Raw genomic sequence first — 18399 nt, forward strand, 5'->3', positions numbered from 1 at the left:
ACTTATACCCCGCCGGTAGATAAATAGGTTTTCGCCCGATTTCGAGCCTGCTCCGGGTTGTCATGATCGTCAGGTTGCGCTGCTACCGTGGCCGCTGGCGAGGCTGACCTCAGGAGGAAACGCGTGCCACAAGAGGACGTCTTCAACCTTTGCGCCGCGCGGCGCTCGCTGCTGCTCGGCGCGGGCGCGCTCGGCGTCGCCGTGCTGGCCGGCTGTGGCGGCGGGGACGAACCCGCGCCGAGTGCCGGGGGCGCTTCCAGTGCACCCGCCGCGGCGCCGACCACCGGCAACCCGTTCGACGACAACGGCACCGGCGGCGGGGGCGGCGACCAGGTGCCGTCCAACGCGCTCGTGGCCGCTGGCGAGGTACCGGTCGGCGGCGGCGTGATCGTCAAGGACACGGTGCTGGTGCTGCAGCCGACGAAGGGCGCGTTCAAGGCGTACGACGCGGCGTGCCCGCACGAGGGCGCGATCGTCGACCCGCCGTTCGACGGCAACCCGGTGATCATGTGCCCGCGGCACAACTCGAAGTTCAAGGTGGCCGACGGCGGCAAGATCAGCGGGCCGGCGCCGCGCGGGCTGAAGGGGATCAAGGTCAGCGTCAAGAACGGGTATGTTGTTCAAGGCTGACCCTTACGTTACGTAAGCCCAAGATTGCGGTTCGGGTGCCGAACTCACAGTTTTTGTTGAGCATTGAACCGTATCCTCCAAGATCTGTGTATGGCCGCAGCCTGCGGGCACACGACCATTGGAGGAGCTAGATGAGTGAGACGACCCGCCGCGCGGTGCTTGCCGGGGCGGTCGGCGTGACGGCCGTGACGGTGCTGGCCGCCTGCGGCGACGACGACAGCGGATCGGACAGCACCGGCTCCGGCTCGACCCCTGGCGGCCCGATCGCCAAGAAGGCCGACATTCCGGTGGGTGGCGGCAAGATCGTCTCCGACGACGGCGGCACGGTCATCACCCAGCCGGAGTCGGGGACCTTCAAGGCGTTCACGGCCATCTGCACCCACCAGCAGTGCATCGTGACCGACGTGGCGAACAACAACATCAACTGCAAGTGCCACGGCAGCACGTTCTCGGCCACGGACGGCAGCGTGACCAACCCGCCGGCGAGCCAGCCGCTGAAGGAGAAGACGCTCCGGTTCGAGGGCGACGACATCTACGTCACGTCCTGACGCAGCCACGAAGGCCGGTCGCTCCGAACGGGCGACCGGCCTTCGATTTTCTGTCGTACCCCCCGGATAGTCTCGAAGCGTGCCAGACCCGTCCACGTATCGACCAGCACCCGGAACCATTCCCGACACACCCGGCGTGTACCGCTTCTACGACCCCTCCGGGCGGGTCATCTACGTGGGCAAGGCCAAGAGCCTCCGGCAGCGGCTCAGCAGCTACTTCGCCGACCTGTGGACCCTGCACTCGCGCACGCAGCAGATGGTCACGACCGCCGCGCGGGTCGACTGGGTGACGGTCGGCACCGAGGTCGAGGCCCTCCAGCTGGAGTACAACTGGATCAAGGCCTACGACCCGCGGTTCAACGTCCGCTACCGCGACGACAAGAGCTACCCGTATCTCGCCGTCACGCTCGACGAGGCCTACCCGCGGCTGCAGGTGATGCGCGGGGCCAAGCGCAAGGGCGTGCGCTACTTCGGGCCGTATGCACACGCGTGGGCCATCCGCGAGGTGCTGGACCTGCTGCTCAGGGTCTTTCCGGCCCGCACGTGCTCCGCGGGCGTCTTCAAGCGTGCCGGGCAGATCGGCCGGCCGTGCCTGCTCGGGTACATCGGGAAGTGCTCGGCCCCGTGCGTCGATCGGGTGAGCGAGGACGAGCACCGCCGGATCGTCGAGGACTTCTGCGACTTCATGGCCGGCAAGACCGACGTGATGGTCAAGCAGCTCGAGCGCGAGATGTACCAGGCCTCCGACGAGCTGGACTTCGAGCGCGCGGCGCGGCTGCGGGACGATCTCGGGGCGCTGCGGCGGGCGATGGAGAAGCAGGCTGTTGTGCTTGGGGACGGTACCGATGCGGATGTTGTCGCTTTTGCCGACGACCCGCTGGAGGCCGCCGTGCAGGTGTTCCACGTGCGCGGGGGGCGGGTGCGGGGCCAGCGCGGGTGGATCGTGGAGAAGACCGAGGACCTGACCCCCGGCGACCTGGTGCACCACTTCTGCACGCAGATCTACGGCAGCGAGGCCGGGGCCGAGGCCGCCGATCTCCCGCGCGAGCTGCTGGTGCCCGAGCTGCCGGCCGACGTCGACGCGCTCGCCGACTGGCTCAGCAAACTGCGCGGCAGTCGGGTTTCCATTCGTGTACCGCAACGAGGCGACAAGAAAACGCTCGCCGAAACCGTCGCCCGCAACGCCGAGCAGGCTCTCCAGCAGCACAAACTCCGCCGCGCCGGGGACCTGAGCACGCGCAGCAAGGCGCTGGAGGAGATCTCCGAGGGGCTCGGGATGGCCGCCGCGCCGCTGCGCATCGAGTGCTACGACATCTCGCAGATCCAGGGCACCGACGTCGTCGCCAGCATGGTGGTCTTCGAGGACGGACTGTCGCGCAAGAGCGAATACCGCCGGTTCGCGATCAACGGCGCCACCGACGACGTCTCCGCGATCTCCGAGGTGCTGCGCCGCCGCTTCGCCCGCTACCTCGACGCCAAGGTCGAGATCGACGAGGCGGCCGAGATCGACCCCTCGCGCCCCGGCATCGACCCGACGACCGGGCGGCCGCGCAAGTTCGCGTACCCGCCGCAGCTGGTCGTCGTCGACGGCGGCCAGCCTCAGGTCAACGCGGCCGCGCAGGTCCTGCTCGACCTGGGCATCGACGACATCACGGTCTGCGGCCTGGCCAAGCGCCTCGAGGAGGTGTGGCTGCCGGACGACGAGTTCCCGGTGATCCTGCCGCGCGCCTCCGAGGGCCTGTACCTCCTGCAGCGCGTCCGCGACGAGGCGCACCGGTTCGCGATCACGTACCACCGGCAGAAGCGCTCGAAGCGGATGACGGCCTCGGCGCTCGACTCGATCCCGGGCCTGGGCGAGATCCGGCGCAAGGCGCTGCTGCGGCACTTCGGGTCGCTGAAGCGGTTGAAGGCGGCGAGCCTGGACGAGATCGCGGAGGTGCCGGGCATCGGGCGGCGGACTGCGGAGGCCATTCAGGCGGCTCTGAACGCGGATCCGCTGGCTTCAGCTCGTCCGCCGGCGGACCGAGCGGCAACGGTGGACGCATCCGATCCGGATTCGGGCGTGGATGCGCAATCGGACGACGCGAATTCGGTGAATACGGGCGTGGACGAGCCGGAGTCGGACGAGGGCTCCGACGACGCGGCTTCGATCGAGACTGTCGGTTCGCCGCGCGATGCGGATTCGGACCGGGGCTCGGGTGCGCAATCGGACCGGGGCTCGGGTGCGCAATCGGACGTGGGCTCGGATGCGCACATCCGCTCGGATGCGCAGTCGAACGGAACGGCTTCGAGCGCGGCGCTGGATTCGGAGCGGGAGTTGAAGGCGGACTCGGCTGAATCCTTCGCGTCGGGCTCGGTCAATCCGTCGCGATCCGGCTGAGCGTTCCGGCTGAGCGTTCCGGCTGAGCGTTCCGGGCTGAGCGTTCCGGGCTGAGCGTTCCGGGCTGAGCGTTCCGGGCTGAGCGTCCGGGCCGGAGATCGGCGTCGGTGCCGCTGTCGCTGGTCAGTGATCGGTCGAGGGGCCCGCATCTGCCCACCACGGCCGCCTGCGAGTGTCGACCAGAGTCGCCCCGCGGCCCCCCGCCTGCCGACCGCGCGCTGTTGCCCGTGATGGCCGGCCGGGGCGCGATCCGGCGGCGGCGAGCGGGTCGGGGTGCGGCGTGTTGGGCTGGCGTGTCGGTGCGCGTGTCCGGTTTGGGGTGCCGAGCGGGCCAGCATGCCGCGAGGCGGTTCTGTTGGCGGGGCCCAAGTGGTGTGGGGTGTGACACGGATGGGGGACATCCGTGGCGGTGGTTTTCGCGGCCGCGACACGCCCGGGTGCGGGTCTGGAGCGGGGGAAACCGTGGACAGGGGCCGCGAACCGGGTGTGCGCAGGTAGGTTGCTGGAGATACCGCGAACTAGTGCAAACCGACCGACCGTCCGTTGGCGGGGGCGGTACGACATAAACTCGTCGACGTGTCGAGAGAAGGCGACGTGCCGAGAGACGCCGCGGGGCCCGGTGGCGGGGATCAACCGCCTGGTGGGGCGGTGGGGGACGAAGGTGTGTTCCTGAGTGCCGAGGAGCGGGCCGAGCTCAGTGCCGGGTTCGGTGAAGTGGACCCCGACGAGGGGATGCTGCCCGGGCGCAACACCACCGACCTCGTGATCGTGACGGGGGTGTCCGGGGGCGGGCGCAGCACCGTGGCGCGGGCGCTGGAGAACGTCGGGTACTACGTCGTGGACAACCTGCCGCAGGCGCTGCTGCTCGACATGGCCGAGCTGGCGCATGCGGCGCAGGGGGCGGTCCGGCGTACGGCCATGGTGCTGGACGTGCGCAGCCACGCGTTCTCGACGGATCTGCCCGGTGCGATGAAGTCGCTGCGCGAGCGGGGGTTCAACCCGCGCATGGTGTTCGTCGACGCCGATGACGAGGTGCTGATCCGGCGGTTCGAGAGCGTGCGGCGCTCCCATCCGCTGCAGGGGGCCGGGCGGCTGTCCGACGGCATCGCGGCCGAGCGGAAGCTGCTGCAGGAGGCGCGCGAGCAGGCCGACGTCCTGATCGACACGAGCCACCTGAACGTGAACCAGCTGCGCGGGCGCGTCGAGGAGATGTTCGGCGAGGAGGACACGACCCAGATCAGGGTCACCGTGCTGTCCTTCGGCTTCAAGTACGGCCTGCCGCCCGACGCCGACTTCGTGCTCGACGCGCGGTTCCTGCCCAACCCGTACTGGGTGCCGGAGCTGCGGGAACACACCGGGCGGGAGACCGACGTCAGCCGGTACGTGCTGGGGCAGCGCGGGGCGATCACGTTCGTCGAGACGTATGCGCGGCTGATCAATGCGACCGCGCCGGGATTCGAGCGCGAGGGCAAGCGGTACCTCACGATCGCCGTCGGGTGCACGGGCGGCAAGCACCGCAGTGTCGCCATCGCCGAGGAGCTGGCGCGGCGCCTGCGTGAGATGCGGCTCTCGGCCTCGCCGCAGCACCGCGACCTGGGACGCGAATGACGAGCCGAACCACCCGCGGCAATGACGCCGCGCGCAACCCGAGCGTGAGCAACACCGCGCGCCCGGGCGAAACGAGCACGCCGAAAACAGCCGGGGCAACCACGCCCGAGAACCCCGAACAGGTGGTCAAGGTCGTGGCGTTCGGGGGCGGGCACGGACTGTCCGCCACGCTGCGGGCGCTGCGCGTCGTCCAGCGTGGACGGCCGCTCGACATCACCGCCGTCGTGACAGTGGCGGATGACGGGGGCTCGAGCGGGAGACTTCGCCGTACCCGAGACATATTGCCGCCGGGTGATCTGCGGCAGGCCCTCGCCGCGCTGGCCGACGAGGCCGCGATCGCCGAACTGTTTCAACACCGGTTCACCGGCGAGGACGACATCGCCGGGCATCCGGTCGGGAATCTGGTGCTCGTGGCGCTCATGGAGCAGGCCGGCGACCCGGTGGCGGCGCTCGATCGGGCCGCGGCCATGCTGCGGTGCGGCGGGCGGGTGTTGCCGATGTCGCGCGACCCGCTGCACATCGAGGCAGAGCTCTCGGAGGGTGGCGAGGTCGTCACGGTGCGCGGGCAGCACGAGGTCGCGGTGACCACCAAGACCATCGACCGCGTGCGGTTGACGCCGGCCGCGCCCGAGGCGTGTGCCGAGGCGGTGCGCGCGGTACGAGAGGCGGACTGGCTGTTGTTCGGGCCCGGATCGTGGTTCACCAGCGTGATTCCGCACCTGCTGGTGCCGGGGCTGGCCGACGCGATCCGGGAGAGCGGCGCGCGGCGGCTGGTCACGCTGAACCTGGCCGCCGACAGCGAGACCGCGGGGCTGACGCTGCCGGAACACCTGGCCGCTCTGCCTCGTTACCTACCTGGATTGCACGTCGATGTAGTTCTTGCCGACGGGAAAGCGGTAGGCGACCCCGAACCGGTCCATCGTGCGGCAGAATCGCTTGGTGCGCGGCTGGTGCTGGCCCCGGTCGCCGTCGGGGACGGCGCGCCCCGGCACGACCCGCAGGCGCTGGCGGCGGCGCTCGAGCCGCTGTTGCAGACCCACCGCAAGGCCCGGCCCACCGGTACGACGACGAGCGGCGCGAACCGCTCGGGCGGCGCGGCGGGCACCGGTGCACGGAACGAGAACGGTGCGCGAGCCCACGCCGGCAACGGGGGCCGGGCGCGCGCCGGTACGGACGAGGACATGACCGCGAACACGAAAACCGCGAGGTGACGACAGAATGGCGATGACCGCTGCGGTCAAGGACGAGCTGAGCCGGGTGGACGTGGCCAAGCCCTGCTGCCGGCGCGCCGAGATGGCCGCACTGTTGCGCTTTGCGGGAGGGCTCCACATCGTCTCCGGCCGCGTGGTCGTCGAGGCCGAGCTCGACACCAATGCCGCCGCGCGCCGGCTGCGGCGGGAGGTGTCGGAGGTGTACGGGTACGGCAGCGAGATCCACGTCCTCGCGTCCGGCGGGCTGCGCAAGGCCAGCCACTTCATCGTCCGCGTGGTCAAGGACGGCGAGGCCCTCGCGCGCCAGACCGGCCTGCTCGATGTGCGCGGCCGTCCGGTGCGCGGTCTCCCGCCGCATGTCGTTTCGGCCAACATGTGCTGCGCGGTTGCGGCGTGGCGCGGTGCCTTCCTGGCCCACGGCTCGCTGACCGAACCCGGCCGCAGCTGTGCGCTGGAGATCACGTGCCCGGGTCCCGAGGCGGCGCTCGCGCTGGTCGGGGCGGCCCGGCGGATCGGGATCACCGCGAAGGCCCGCGAGGTGCGCGGGGTCGACCGGGTCGTGGTCAAGGACGGCGACGCGATCGCCGCGCTGCTCACCCGCATCGGCGCCCACCAGAGCGTGCTGACCTGGGAGGAGCGCCGGGTGCGGCGCGAGGTGCGGGCCACCGCCAACCGGCTGGCCAACTTCGACGACGCCAACCTGCGCCGCTCGGCCCGGGCCGCCGTGGCCGCCGCCGCGCGGGTCGCCCGCGCCATGGAGATCCTCGCGGACACCGCGCCGGACCACCTCAGCAGCGCCGGTACCCTGCGCCTCGAGCACCGTCAGGCCTCGCTCGAGGAGCTCGGCGCCCTGGCCGACCCGCCGTTGACGAAGGATGCGATCGCCGGCCGTATAAGGCGTCTGCTCGCCCTCGCCGACAAGCGCGCCCGTGACCTGGGCATTCCCGACACCGAGTCGGCCGTGACGCCGGAGATGCTGGTCGGCTGAAGATCGACAAGCCACAAGCAAAACGCCAGATCCCCGCTTGTACCGTATAAATCGCCTGTCGGGGGATAAGTCCGATAAGTCGCGGCGCGCCAGCGCCCGACTTATCGTGACCAAACGCGCCTAAGCGGGCGGGCGATAACGTGCACGAAGCGAGCGGCCGGAATGCGCACAATAAGCGCAGTGTGAGCCAGAGCCGTGAGCCGGACGGCAGCCCGGCAAGAGGTCCGAGCGGCCGCGTCCGCCGTACTCTCGAACGTGGGCTCCGACACCCCCGCGCAGTCGTGACCGGTTCGAGACGATAGGGTTTGCCGTGTTCGGCGATGAGGCCGACTCGGGTCGCTCCTCGCTGTTCGATCGCCGCCGCGACACGCGGCCGGGCCCAGCACCACTGGGTGGGACCGGACCGGCGGGACCAGGGTGGGCGAGCCAATAACACTCATCTGGCGCACGGCATCGGAAATCATTGCGAGCCGGGGCGCGAAGAGACGAGGAGATGTGTCGAAGTGACCATCCGGGTTGGCATCAACGGCTTCGGCCGTATCGGGCGCAACTTCTTCCGTGCGGCGCTGGCCAAGGGCGCGGACATCGAGGTTGTCGGGGTCAACGACCTGACCGACAACGCGACGCTGGCGCACCTGCTCAAGTACGACAGCATCCTCGGCCGGCTGGGCGAGGAGGTGAAGGCGAGCGCGGACGAGATCTCGGTCGCGGGCAAGTCCTTCAAGGCCCTCGCCGAGCGCGACCCGTCGAAGCTGCCCTGGGGCGACCTGGGCGCGGACGTCGTCATCGAGTCGACCGGCATCTTCACCGACGCGGAGAAGGCCAAGGTCCACGTCGCGGGCGGCGCCAAGAAGGTCATCATCTCGGCCCCGGCCAAGAACGAGGACCTCACGATCGTCTTCGGTGTGAACGAGCACCAGTACGACCCGGCCAAGCACACGATCATCTCCAACGCGTCGTGCACCACGAACTGCCTGGCCCCGATGGCGAAGGTCATCAACGACACGTTCGGCATCGAGCGTGGCCTCATGACCACGATCCACGCGTACACGCAGGACCAGAACCTGCAGGACGGCCCGCACAAGGACCTCCGTCGCGCCCGCGCCGCGGCCCTGAACATCGTGCCGACCTCGACCGGTGCGGCCAAGGCGATCAGCCTGGTCATCCCCGAGCTCAAGGGCAAGCTCGACGGCTACGCGCTGCGCGTGCCGGTCCCGACCGGCTCGGCGACCGACCTCACGGTCACCGTCGGCCGCGAGACCAGCGTCGAGGAGGTCAACGCCGCGCTCAAGGCCGCGGCCGAGGGCCCGCTCGCCGGCATCCTGGTCTACACCGAGGACCCGATCGTCTCCACCGACATCGTGACCGACCCGGCGTCGTGCATCTTCGACGCGGGCCTGACCAAGGTCATCGGCAACCAGGTCAAGGTCGTCGGCTGGTACGACAACGAGTGGGGCTACAGCAACCGTCTCGTCGACGCCGTCACCCTGGTCGGCACCGGCCTGTGAAGACGCTCGACGACCTCCTGAGCGAGGGCGTCGCCGGTCGGCGCGTGCTGGTGCGCGCCGACCTGAACGTCCCGCTGGACGGCGACAAGATCACCGACGACGGCCGCATCCGGGCCGTCCTGCCGACCCTCAACGCCCTGCGCGAGGCCGGTGCGGCGAAGATCACCGTCATGTCCCACCTCGGCCGCCCGAAGGGTGCGCCGGACCCGAAGTACACCCTGGCGCCCGTGGCCGCCCGCCTCAGCGAGCTGCTCGGCACCCCCGTCGCGTTCGGGGACGACACCGACGGTGACGTCGTGCTGCTGGAGAACCTGCGCTTCAACGCGGGGGAGACCAGCAAGGACGAGGGCGAGCGCCAGGCGTTCGCGCAGGAGCTGGCCGCGCACGGCGACGTCTACGTCGACGACGCGTTCGGCGCCGTGCACCGCAAGCACGCCAGTGTGTACGACACGGCCGCCCTCCTCCCGCGCTACGCGGGCTACCTGGTGGCCAAGGAGCTCGAGGTCCTCAGCAAGCTGACGGGCCAGGCCGAGCGGCCGTACATCGTCGTGCTCGGCGGCTCGAAGGTCTCGGACAAGCTCGCCGTCATCGAGGCGCTGCTGCCCAAGGTCGACAAGCTGCTGATCGGCGGCGGCATGTGCTTCACCTTCCTCAAGGCCCAGGGCCACGAGGTCGGCAAGAGCCTGCTGCAGGACGAGATGGTCGGCACCTGCAAGGACCTGCTCGAGCGGGGCGGCGACAAGATCGTGCTGCCGACCGACGTGGTGACCGCGGACAAGTTCGCGGCCGACGCGGCCACGCAGACCGTCTCCGTCGACGCGATCCCCGCCGACGAGCTGGGCCTGGACATCGGCCCCGACTCGGTGGCGGCCTTCGCGGCCGCCCTCGACGGCGCGAAGACCGTCTTCTGGAACGGCCCGATGGGCGTGTTCGAGCTGGCGCCGTTCGCGGCCGGCACCCGGGGCGTCGCCGAGGCGATCACCAAGGTCGACGGCTTCACGGTCGTCGGCGGCGGCGACTCGGCCGCGGCGGTCCGCGCGCTGGGCATCCCCGAGGACGGGTTCAGCCACATCTCCACCGGCGGCGGCGCCTCCCTCGAGTTCCTCGAGGGCAAGGCCCTGCCGGGCATCACGGCACTGGAGGCCTGAGTCCATGGCTGAGGTCACCGGACGCCGCCCGCTCATGGCCGGCAACTGGAAGATGAACCTGAACCACCTCGAGGCCATCGCGCTGGTGCAGAAGCTGGCCTTCACGCTCACCGAGCAGCAGCTCAACGACGTGGAGGCGGTGGTGCTCCCGCCGTTCGTCGACATCCGCAGCATCCAGACGCTGGTCGACGGCGACAAGCTGCTCATCGGGTACGGCGCGCAGGACATCTCCGCGCACGTCTCCGGCGCCTACACCGGTGAGGTCTCCGGGGCGATGCTGGCCAAGCTCGGCTGCCAGTACGCCGTGGTCGGGCACTCCGAGCGCCGCCAGTACCACAACGAGGACGACGCGCTGGTCAACGCCAAGGTGAAGGCGGCGCTGGCCAACGGCATCGCGCCGATCCTCTGCGTGGGCGAGGGCCTCGAGGTCCGCGAGTCGGGCGAGCACGTGGGCTACACCCTCGCGCAGCTCGACGCCGGCCTGGAGAAGGTCAAGACCGACGAGGTCGAGAAGATCGTCATCGCGTACGAGCCGGTCTGGGCGATCGGCACCGGCAAGGTGGCCACGCCGCAGGACGCGCAGGAGGTCATCGGGGCGATCCGCACCCGGCTGGCCGAGAAGTACACCGGCGGCACGGCCGACCGGGTGCGCATCCTGTACGGCGGCTCGGTGAAGCACGACAACGTCGCGGCGATCATCGAGCAGCCCGACATCGACGGCGCGCTCGTCGGCGGGGCGAGCATCGACGCCGAGGGTTTCGCGAGGATTGTCCGCCTCGGGAAGTAATCTCGGTACACGCACAAACACCCAGCGTCGCGCGGTCCGCACAGGGCCGCGCGACGCTGTGTTGTGTAACCCACCCGTTGTACCGCGCGGGCTGAATGACGCTTAAAGTGGCTGCGTCCACCACCCCTTGACCTGGCGTCAAGCCACCGGGCCAGGGTTCACCCGCCACGAACGGGTGAACCGGGACCGCCGGCGCGCCGTGAAGGACCAGTGCATGCACCGTCGTCGTACCACCGTTGCGACCATCGCCGGACTGGCGCTGCTGGCCACCGCCGGGTGCAGTGACGCCGACGCCAAGAACGGCCCCCAGCCGCCGAAGACCGGCGGCACCGTGCACGTGGTGGTGAGCGCCAAGCCGGCCCACCTCGACCCGCAGCGGGTCGCCACGGCCACCGACGCCAACCTCAGCCGCCTGGTCTCGCGGACGCTCACCACGTTCAAGTCGGAGCCGGGCGCGGCCTCCAGCGAGATCGTGGGCGACCTGGCCACCGACGCCGGCCGCCCGAGCGAGGGCAACCGGGTCTGGGACTTCCAGCTCAAGGACGACGTGCGCTGGGAGGACGGCACCCCGATCACGTGCGCCGACGTGAAGTACGGCGTCGAGCGCAGCTTCTCCACGCTGTTCTCCGTCGCCCAGCCCTACGCCAAGACCTACCTGGCCGACGCGGACAACTACGCGGGCCCGTTCGTCGGCGGCAACAACGGCGGCAAGGGCCTCACGTCCGTGCAGTGCGTCGACACCCGCAACATCCGGTTCACGCTGAACCAGCCGATCGGCGACTTCGGGTACACGGTGGCCATGTCGGTCTTCGCCCCCGTGCCGGCCAAGCAGGACACCAAGAACGACTACGACAAGAAGCCGTTCTCGTCCGGGCCCTACAAGCTGCAGGAGAACACCGACCAGCACCTGGTCTACGTGCGCAACTCCTACTGGGACCGCAAGACCGACAGCGTCCGCAAGGCCTACCCGGACAAGATCGTCGTCGAGGCCAACGGCGACCTGCCGACCGTCACCTCGAACCTGATCACCAGCGACGGGGACAACGCCGACACGATCGACCTGGACAAGAACGTCGCGCCCAACTTCGTGCAGCAGGTCATCAACGACCCCGACCTGTCGGCCCGGTCCGTCCAGGGCAGTTACGGCGGGATCCGGTACCTCGCGATCAACAGCAAGCGCATCCCGAACCTCGCCTGCCGGCAGGCCCTGGTGTACGCGTTCGACAAGCGCAAGTTCCGGGCCGCGGCCGGCGGGTCCGTCTACGGCGACTACGCCACGACGATGATCGCGCCGCAGCTGAAGGCCCACAAGGACTTCGACGTGTACGACAGCGCCAACAACGTCGAGGGCAAGCCCGACGTGGCCCTGAAGCTGATCGACGAGCAGCAGAAGGCGGGCAAGGCCTGCCCGAACACGCTGACGCTGTCGATCCCGGACCAGAAGGACATCCGGCGCCTGGCCACCACGATCGTCGAGACGTACCAGCAGGTCGGCATCCAGATCAAGATCAACGGGATCGACCCGGAGACGTACTTCGACGTCATCGGCAACCCGGCGAACACCAACGACCTGCTGTGGGCGGGCTGGATCCCGGACTGGGCGAACGGCTCGGCGGTCATCCCGCCGCTGTTCGACGGGCGGCTCATCCCGACCAAGGCGGGCGCCACCAACAACCAGAACTACGCGCTGCTCAACAGCCCCGACATCAACGACCAGATCTCCGCCGCGCTGGCGGAATCGGTGCCGGACCGGCAGTACAAGCTGTGGGGCGAACTGGACCAGAAGATCGCCGAGCAGGCGGTGGTGATCCCCATCGTCTACATGAAGGCGCTGCGCATGGCGGGCACCAACATCCGCGGCGGCTTCATCCACCCGCAGTTCGGCCAGCCCGATCTGTGCGCGATCGGGCTCGCCTAGTAAGCTGGCACCCGCTGTGCCCGAGACCGTGTTCCTGACCGCCATCTGAGAGGACGACCGCGCCATGACGGCGTTCGCCTACACCCTGATCGTGCTGCTGGTCATCACCAGCGTGCTGCTGACCCTTCTCGTGCTGCTGCACCGCGGCAAGGGCGGCGGCATGTCCAGCATGTTCGGCGGCGGCGTGTCCTCCAGCCTGGCCGGCTCCTCGGTGGCGGAGAAGAACCTCGACCGCTACACCCTGCTGGTCGGGATCATCTGGTTCGCCTGCATCGTCGGCCTCGGCCTCTGGCTGAAGATCGTGCAGAACGGCGGCGCCTGATCGCCCGTTCCGAGCAGGCGACGTGAATCCTGCTCGTCCCAAGTACTAGACTCCTGTGCGCGGCTCCGTGAATCTGCGGGCCGCGCGCAGGTGTTTACGCCCACACTCCTGCACTCCGTAAGACGTCGTACCCCCCGACGAACAGGAGCGAGCAGCCGTGGCAGCTGGCAATGCCATCCGCGGAACACGAGTCGGCTCCGGCCCGGTGCGCTGGGCGGAGCGTGGTGAACAGGCCCCCAGGCGCAGCGTGGCCTACTGGTGCGCCAACGGGCATCTGACCCAGCCGGCGTTCGCCGCCGAGATCGAGCCCCCGGACACGTGGGACTGCCCTCGGTGCGGCCTTCCGGCCGGACAGAACGAGCAGGCCCCGCCGGAACGCCCGCGGGCCGAGCCGTACAAAACCCACCTGGCCTACGTGAAGGAGCGGCGCACCGACGCCGACGGCGAGGCCATCCTCCAGGAGGCGCTCGCGCGTCTCCGCAAACGCACCGGACGATAAGGAAAGGGCGCCGGGTGAAAACCCGGCGCCCCTTTTTCACACCAGGCTTCGGAACCGTTGCGGGAGATCGCGCGCCGCGGCCGAGTCCAGCAGCCACAGCGTCAGTTCCCGCCCGTGTACCCCGGCCGCCGGGATCTGCCGCGGCCCGGCCGACGCGAGGGCCAGGCCCACCGCCTGCGCCTTGCCGTCCCCGGAGGCGATCAGCCACACCTCGTCGGCGGTGTTGATCGCCGGAAGGGTCAGCGTCGTGCGGACCGGCGGCGGCTTGGGGCTGCCCCGCACCGCCGAGACCGGCCGCGCCTCGAGGGTCACCGGGTGCTCCGGGAACACCGAGGCCACGTGGCCGTCCTCGCCGACGCCGAGCAGCACCACGTCGAGGTGCGGGAGCTCGGCGTGGCCGGGGCGGGAGGCGTTGGCGAGCTCGGTGGCGTACCGTGCGGCGGCCGCCTCGGCGTCCTCCCCGTCCGGACCGTCGGAGGCCGGCATCGGGTGGACCCGCGCCGGGTCCAGCTTCAGCGCGTCGAGCAGGGCCGCGCGGGCCTGGGTCTCGTTGCGCTCCGGGTCGCCGGAGGGCAGGAACCGCTCGTCGCCCCACCAGACGTTGACCCGCGACCAGTCCACCGCGTCGCGGGCCGGGCTCTCCCGGATCGCCTGGTAGATCTGGGCGGCGATCCGGCCGCCGGTCAGCACGACCGTGGCCTCGCCCCGCTCGGCCTGGGCGTCGGTGAGCCGCACGACGAGCCGGGCCGCGGCCGCCTCCGCGAGCAGCCGGGGCTCGGTGTGTACGACAACCTTGCTCTGGGTCATGAAGGCACGGCCTCCTGCAGCGGTGCCGTCGCGGCCGCCTCCGGCTTCTCGGCCAGCGCGGGGTCCTTCCAGATGTGCACGCGGGGCGTGCCGCGCTCGTCCAGCCGGCGCTTGCCGGTGCCGGCGGCCAGGGCGGCCGCGTAGGGCTGGTCCGGGTCGAGCCGGCGCAGCTCCTCGGCCAGCTCGTCGCCGAGCGGGCGGCGGCTGAGCGGCAGGATGCGGTCCGGCTGGCCGGTGCGCTGCAGCGTGGCCACGCCCGCGTTGAGGTCGCGGATGAGGTTCATGGAGTTGCCGTCCTCGAGCTCCAGCTCGACGGCCTCCATGATCTTGCCGCTGCCGGAGCGGCGGCTCGGGTGCACGCCGAGGCGGGCCTCCAGCCAGCCGCCGAGCAGCAGCCCGGTGGGGTCGTGCTCGGGCGCCACGATCGTCGCCGAGCGCACGGCGACCTGGTTGGCGTCGAACGCCCCGGCCAGCAGGGTGCGCCACGGGGTGATCCGCGACCAGGCCAGGTCGGTGTCGCCGGGCACGTAGTCGTCCGAGCGCACCCGCAGCGCGGCCACCGGGTCCTCGGCCTGCGCGCTGTCGGTGATGCGGCGGTCGGCCACGACGCCCAGCGGGTCGTACGCGATCCGCTCCGGCGGCGCGCACTGCCACCACGTCACCACCGGCACGTCCGGCGCGAGCAGCGGCATGACGACCGACTCGGCGTGCAGCGCCAGCCGGCCCTGCATGCGCATGACGACCGCCTCGCACGGCCCGAGCCGGCCGCCGACCACGATCTCGGCGTCGAGCCGGGACCGCTGCTGGGTGACGTCGGCGCGCACGATGATGAGCAGCCGGCACGGGTGCGCGGAGGCGGCGATGGTGGCGGCCGCCTCGGCCTCGCGGACCTGCCGCTCGTCGACCACCGCGATCAGCGTCAGGGCCAGGCCGCTGGTCAGCCCGCCGGCGCTGCGCCGCTCGTTGGCCAGGGCCTTGACCACCTCGATGCCGGTGGTGTCCCACAAACCGATCATGTCTATGTCTCCCTCTCGGCCCCGGTCAGGCCCGGCGCCAGGCGCGGCCCTCGCGGGCCAGCATCTCGTCGGCGGCGCGCGGTCCCCACTCGCCCGCGCGGTACGGCTCGGGGGTGGAACCGGCCCAGGCCTCCTCCAGCGGGTCGACCACGTTCCAGCTCGCCTCGACCTCGGCCGAGTCGGGGAACAGCGTCTTGTCGCCGACCAGGACGTCGAGGATGAGCCGCTCGTAGGCCTCGGGGCTGGCGTCGGTGAACGCCTCGCCGTACTGGAAGTCCATCGCGATGTCGCGGACCTCCATCGTCGTGCCCGGGACCTTCGAGCCGAACTTCAGCATCACGCCCTCGTCCGGCTGGACCCGGATGACGAGCTGGTTGTTGCCGAGCATCTCCACGTCGGCGTCGTTGAACGGCAGGTGCGGCGCCTTCTTGAACAGCACCGCGAGCTCGGTGACGCGGCGGGGGAGGCGCTTGCCGGCCCGGATGTAGAACGGCACCCCGGCCCACCGGCGGTTCTGGATGCCCAGCCGGGTCGCCACGTACGTCTCCGTCTTGGAGTCCGACGGCACGTCCTTCTCCTCCAGGTACCCCGGCACGCGCTCCCCGGCGACCCAGCCCGTCAGGTACTGCCCCCGGGTCGTGTTCGTGAACACGTCGGTCGGCACCTTGATGGCGTTGAGGACCTTGAGCTTCTCGGTCCGGATGGCATCCGCGTCGAACGCCGTCGGCTCCTCCATCGCGACCAGCGCCAGCAGCTGCAGCAGGTGGTTCTGCAGCACGTCGCGGGCGGTGCCGACCTTGTCGTAGAAGCCGGCCCGGGTGCCGATGCCGACGTCCTCGGCCATGGTGATCTGCACCGAGTCGACGTAGTTGGAGTTCCACACCGGCTCGAACAGGTTGTTGGCGAACCGCAGCGCCATGATGTTCTGGACGGTCTCCTTGCCCAGGTAATGGTCGATGCGGAACACGTCCTGGGCGGTGAAGGCGTCGTCGACGAGGTCGTTGAGCTGCTTGGCCGAGCCCAGGTCGTACCCGAACGGCTTCTCCACCACGACCCGCCGCCACCCGCCGGACTTCGCGTTGTCCGACATGCCGGTGCGCTCGAGCTGCTTGAGCACGACCGGGAACGCCGAGGGCGGGATCGACAGGTAGAAGGCGGCGTTGCCCGGGATGCCGGACTCCTCGTGGAGGTCGTCGAGCGTCTGCGCCAGGTGGTCGAAGGCCTGGTCGTCCTCGAAGGAGCCGGGTACGAACTTGATGTTGCCGGCCAGCCGCGACCACACCTCCTCCCGCCACGCGGTGCGGGCGCCGTTCTGGGCCGCCTTGCGCGCCAGGTCCTCGAAGTCGCCGTCGCCCCAGTCGCGCCGGGCGAAGCCGAGCACGGCGAAGCTGGGCGGCAGCAGACCCCGGTTGGCCAGGTCGTAGACGGCCGGGATGAGCTTCTTGCGGGCCAGGTCACCCGTGACGCCGAAGATGACCAGCGCGCACGGCTCGGGAATCCGAGGCAGTCGCCGGTCCTGCGGGTCCCGCAGCGGATTGGTCATCAGTTCTCACCCTCCGAGGGCGGCCAACAGTTCCTCAATACCGGTTGCCCGGTCGGTCAGATGCAAACGCAGCCACGGCCCGTCACCCGGGGCGGTTTCCGCGGCCGCGGCGCCGGCGGCCTGCAGCTCGCCGAACGTGTACGGCCGGCCGGGCACCCGCACGTCGCTGCTCACCGCGCCGGTGATCAGCAGCGTGGCGCCCGTGCCGGGGGCCGAGCGCGGTCCCCAGCCGAAGGTGACGGCCCGGGCGACCCGGCCGCCGAGGGTGTCGCGCACCCCGGCCGCCGCGACGTCGCCGCGCGGGTCGAGATGCGCCTCGATCGCGATCCGGCCGCCGGGCGGGACGGCCGCGGCCAGCGCGTCGATCGCGCCGATGAGGGTCGTGGCGCCCGTCTGGCCGTACACCTGGATGCTGCCCTCGACCAGGGACGGGGCGCGCTCCGGGCGGCCGCTCTCCAGCACGCGCAGGAGGCGGTCGTCGGCCTCGGGTGCGAGTCGCGGCTCGGCCCCGGCGACCATCGCGGCCTGCTCCCAGGCGAGCAGGTGCGCGCCGAGCGGGCCGTTGACGGACAGGTCGGGGCGGATGCCGCCGCCGGGCATGATCGCGCGGCCGAGGACGCCGCCGACGGTCACGCCGAGCACGTCGGGGCCCTCGTGGCCCCAGGACGACGGGTTCTCCAGGGCCACGGTGACGGCGGCCGGGCCGAACAGCTGCTCGATCCACGGGCCGAGGCCGTCGATGCCGGTGCCGTCGGGGGCCACGGCGAGCTTGTCCCGGCCGCTGCGAACGGCCTTGGCGATGGCCTCGCCGAGTGCGACGCCGGGCAAAACGGACGAATCGTGCGAATCGGCCTGGCGTGGGGCGGGCGCGGCGAACCCCACGGCCGTTCGGGGCGGCGGTGGTGCTTGAAACGCAGCGGCTTCGGCCAGCAGGGCGACGGGGTCGGCGCCGGCCAGCCCGGCCGGCACCAGCGAATAGGCACTCAGCGCGGAAGCGGTGGGCGGCGCGAGGAACAGCGGCGCACCCAGCTCGCGCGCGAACGTGGCCAGGGGGGAATCGGGGGCCGTCACGACGACGAAACGCCGGCCCGCATCATGCAGGCCGGCGTCCTCGAACGCTTGCAGGAACGCCCGCCGATGGGCGTCCACCACGGCGGTCGGCACCGGGGAGGCCAGCACGACCACCGTCCGCTCCAGCCGGTCGGACAGCGCCGCGTGCACCAGGTGCGGATCGGCCGTGTCCAGCACGGTGAGGTCGAGTCCCAGGGTGGCGGCGATCGCCGCGGCCCCGGTGCCCGGCCCGCAGAGCACCACCCGGTCCAGCCCGCGCGCGCGGATCGCGGCGATCTGGTCGGTCAGCTCGGGGCCGGGGAGTAAGGGAAAGGGGGCGGGTGCGTCGGCCGGACGCGTGCTCGCGGCGACCCCGAACACCGTGAGTCCGGCCGCCGCCACGACGTCGTCGAGCAGATCAGACACCCGCCACCCC

The 18399-nt window shown here is 70.8% G+C and carries 14 protein-coding genes and 2 pseudogenes; 12 read left to right on the forward strand and 4 right to left on the reverse strand.

Annotated elements, in window-relative coordinates; genetic code table 11:
* Positions 1–123 precede the first annotated feature (123 nt).
* The 12 genes and pseudogenes from ACQPZ4_RS09265 (at position 124) to ACQPZ4_RS09320 (ending at position 13547) form a co-directional block, all read left to right on the forward strand.
* Entirely contained in the window at positions 124–630 is a 507-nt protein-coding gene (locus ACQPZ4_RS09265) for a Rieske (2Fe-2S) protein (RefSeq protein ID WP_433057913.1), read from the forward strand.
* A 131-nt stretch (positions 631–761) separates the two neighbouring features.
* Positions 762–1178, forward strand: coding sequence for a ubiquinol-cytochrome c reductase iron-sulfur subunit (locus ACQPZ4_RS09270; protein WP_433057915.1), 417 nt, complete (start codon positions 762–764; stop codon positions 1176–1178).
* Positions 1179–1257: 79 nt separating this feature from the next.
* Positions 1258–3198: pseudogene (uvrC, locus tag ACQPZ4_RS09275) on the forward strand (excinuclease ABC subunit UvrC); the annotation flags it as partial.
* 1092 nt (positions 3199–4290) lie between these two features.
* On the forward strand, positions 4291–5166 hold the full coding sequence (gene rapZ / locus ACQPZ4_RS09280; protein WP_433066404.1) for an RNase adapter RapZ: 876 nt from the start codon (positions 4291–4293) through the stop codon (positions 5164–5166).
* 122 nt (positions 5167–5288) lie between these two features.
* Positions 5289–6209, forward strand: a pseudogene (locus ACQPZ4_RS09285) (gluconeogenesis factor YvcK family protein); the annotation flags it as partial.
* Positions 6210–6384: 175 nt separating this feature from the next.
* On the forward strand, positions 6385–7365 hold the full coding sequence (gene whiA, locus ACQPZ4_RS09290; protein WP_223102186.1) for a DNA-binding protein WhiA: 981 nt from the start codon (positions 6385–6387) through the stop codon (positions 7363–7365).
* A gap of 503 nt (positions 7366–7868) precedes the next feature.
* Complete coding sequence (gene gap / locus ACQPZ4_RS09295; RefSeq protein ID WP_433057918.1) at positions 7869–8873, forward strand: type I glyceraldehyde-3-phosphate dehydrogenase; 1005 nt, start codon at positions 7869–7871, stop codon at positions 8871–8873.
* Positions 8870–10021, forward strand: a complete 1152-nt coding sequence (locus tag ACQPZ4_RS09300) for a phosphoglycerate kinase (protein ID WP_433057920.1) — start codon at positions 8870–8872, stop codon at positions 10019–10021. The genes gap and ACQPZ4_RS09300 overlap by 4 nt, the downstream gene beginning before the upstream one ends.
* Before the next feature lie 4 nt (positions 10022–10025).
* On the forward strand, positions 10026–10808 hold the full coding sequence (gene tpiA / locus ACQPZ4_RS09305) for a triose-phosphate isomerase (protein WP_433057922.1): 783 nt from the start codon (positions 10026–10028) through the stop codon (positions 10806–10808).
* A gap of 214 nt (positions 10809–11022) precedes the next feature.
* On the forward strand, positions 11023–12726 hold the full coding sequence (locus tag ACQPZ4_RS09310; RefSeq protein WP_433057924.1) for an ABC transporter substrate-binding protein: 1704 nt from the start codon (positions 11023–11025) through the stop codon (positions 12724–12726).
* Between the two features lie 64 nt (positions 12727–12790).
* Positions 12791–13048: a preprotein translocase subunit SecG gene (secG, locus tag ACQPZ4_RS09315; RefSeq protein WP_344614412.1), complete on the forward strand. Its 258-nt coding sequence runs from the start codon at positions 12791–12793 to the stop codon at positions 13046–13048.
* A 157-nt stretch (positions 13049–13205) separates the two neighbouring features.
* Positions 13206–13547, forward strand: a complete 342-nt coding sequence (locus tag ACQPZ4_RS09320; protein ID WP_433057925.1) for an RNA polymerase-binding protein RbpA — start codon at positions 13206–13208, stop codon at positions 13545–13547.
* A 36-nt stretch (positions 13548–13583) separates the two neighbouring features.
* Here the strand turns inward: ACQPZ4_RS09320 and pgl are convergent, their stop codons facing one another.
* Genes pgl through ACQPZ4_RS09340 form a run of 4 tightly spaced genes read right to left on the reverse strand, consistent with a single transcriptional unit; the run spans position 13584 to position 18389 of the window.
* The gene (gene pgl / locus ACQPZ4_RS09325) at positions 13584–14354 is read right to left on the reverse strand and encodes a 6-phosphogluconolactonase (protein WP_433057927.1); all 771 of its coding nucleotides are present in this window, start codon (positions 14352–14354) and stop codon (positions 13584–13586) included.
* A complete protein-coding gene (locus ACQPZ4_RS09330) occupies positions 14351–15370 on the reverse strand; it encodes a glucose-6-phosphate dehydrogenase assembly protein OpcA (protein ID WP_433057929.1) in 1020 nt (339 codons plus the stop codon). Before ACQPZ4_RS09330 ends, pgl begins: the two co-directional genes overlap by 4 nt.
* Positions 15371–15395: 25 nt before the next feature.
* A complete protein-coding gene (zwf, locus tag ACQPZ4_RS09335) occupies positions 15396–16913 on the reverse strand; it encodes a glucose-6-phosphate dehydrogenase (protein WP_433057931.1) in 1518 nt (505 codons plus the stop codon).
* Between the two features lie 6 nt (positions 16914–16919).
* Positions 16920–18389, reverse strand: a complete 1470-nt coding sequence (locus ACQPZ4_RS09340) for a glucose-6-phosphate isomerase (RefSeq protein WP_433057933.1) — start codon at positions 18387–18389, stop codon at positions 16920–16922.
* Positions 18390–18399 lie beyond the last annotated feature (10 nt).

Source organism: Dactylosporangium sp. CS-033363 (assembly GCF_050942475.1).
In the GTDB taxonomy this organism is placed as follows: domain Bacteria; phylum Actinomycetota; class Actinomycetes; order Mycobacteriales; family Micromonosporaceae; genus Dactylosporangium.